Annotated in this window: 1 protein-coding gene; it reads right to left on the bottom strand. The window is 67.3% G+C overall.

The window, feature by feature from the left end:
• A partial coding sequence (gene acs / locus H0X90_RS35250) for an acetate--CoA ligase (protein WP_196438429.1) occupies positions 1–1,742 on the bottom strand: 1,742 nt, incomplete at both ends.

The raw sequence follows: 1,742 nt of genomic DNA, 5'->3' as shown, positions 1-1,742 counted from the left end.
CGGATGTCCTTCGGCTTCGCGATCGGTCCGATCTGCTTGCCGACCCAGTCGCGCAGCGTCTTCGCGAGCGCCGCCGCTTCGTCGCCTTCCGGGCGCGAACGCTTCAGCACCACGAACGCCACGACTGCTTCACCGGTCGTGTCGTCCGGACGGCCGACCACCGCCGCCTCGGCCACGAGTTCATGCGACACCAGCGCCGACTCGATCTCCATCGTGCCGAGCCGGTGGCCCGACACGTTCAGCACGTCGTCGATCCGGCCCATGATCGTGAAGTAGCCGGTCTCCTTGTCGCGCACGGTGCCGTCGCCGGCCAGATAGAGCGTGCCGCCGAGCTCTTCCGGGTAGTAACTCTTCTTGAAACGCTCCGGGTCGCCCCAGATCGTGCGGATCATCGCGGGCCACGGGCGCTTGACGACCAGAATGCCGCCTTGCCCGTTCGGCACGTCCTGCCCCGTCTCGTCGACCACCGCGGCCGTGATGCCCGGCAGCGGCAGCGTGCACGAACCCGGCACGGTCGGCGTGGCGCCCGGCAGCGGCGTGATCATGTGGCCGCCGGTCTCGGTCTGCCACCACGTATCGACGATCGGGCAGCGCTCGTGGCCGACGTGCTTGTGGTACCACATCCACGCTTCCGGATTGATCGGCTCGCCGACCGTGCCGATGATGCGCAGGCTCGACAGGTCATAGCTCTTCGGATGCACCTTGTCGTCGGCTTCGGCCGCCTTGATCAGCGAACGGATCGCGGTCGGCGCGGTGTAGAACACGGTGACCTTGTGATCGCCGATCATCTTCCAGAAGCGGCCGGCGTCCGGATACGTCGGCACGCCTTCGAACACGACCTGCGTGCCGCCGCATGCGAGCGGGCCGTAGGTGATGTATGTGTGGCCCGTGACCCAGCCGATGTCGGCCGTGCACCAGAACACGTCGTCGGGTTTCCAGTCGAAGGTCCACTTCATCGTCTGCGCGGCCCACAGCAGGTAGCCGCCCGTGCTGTGCTGCACGCCCTTCGGCTTGCCGGTCGAGCCCGACGTATACAGGATGAACAGCGGATGCTCGGCGCCGACCCAGGTCGGCTCGCAGCGGTCGGATTCGCCGTCCACCAACTCGTGCATCCACAGGTCGCGGTCTGCATGCCAGTCGATCTTGCCGCCGGTGCGGCGATAGACGATCACGCTCTTGACCGCTTCGCAGCCGCCCAGCGCGATCGCTTCGTCGGCGATGCTCTTGAGCGGCAGCGTCTTGCCGCCGCGCGCCTGCTCGTCGGCGGTGATCAGCGCGACCGCGCCGACGTCGACGAGCCGCTCGTTCAGCGATTTCGCGGAGAAGCCGCCGAACACGACCGAGTGGGTCGCGCCGATGCGCGCGCAGGCCTGCATCGCGACGATGCCTTCGATCGACATCGGAATGTAGATGACGACGCGATCGCCCTTGCCGATCCCGCGTTTCTTCAGCGCATTGGCGAAGCGCGATACGCGCGCGAGGAGATCGGCATAGGTGACGCGGGTGACGGTGCCGTCGTCGGCCTCGAAGATCACCGCGACGCGCTCGCCGTGGCCGGCTTCGACGTGACGGTCGAGGCAGTTGTACGACGCGTTCAGCTCGCCGTCGTCGAACCAGGTGTAGAACGGCGCGTTGCGCTCGTCGAGCACCTTCGTGAACGGCTTGTGCCACGTGAGGCCTTCGCGCGCGAGACGCGCCCAGAAGCCTTCGTAATCCTGCTCGGCCTCGGCGACGAGCGCGCG

Source organism: Burkholderia sp. 9775_39, from assembly GCF_015712225.1.
Taxonomy (GTDB): Bacteria; Pseudomonadota; Gammaproteobacteria; order Burkholderiales; family Burkholderiaceae; genus Burkholderia; species Burkholderia cenocepacia.
Note: the sequence above shows the minus strand (reverse complement) of the source record. Positions and strands in the feature narration are given on the sequence as shown.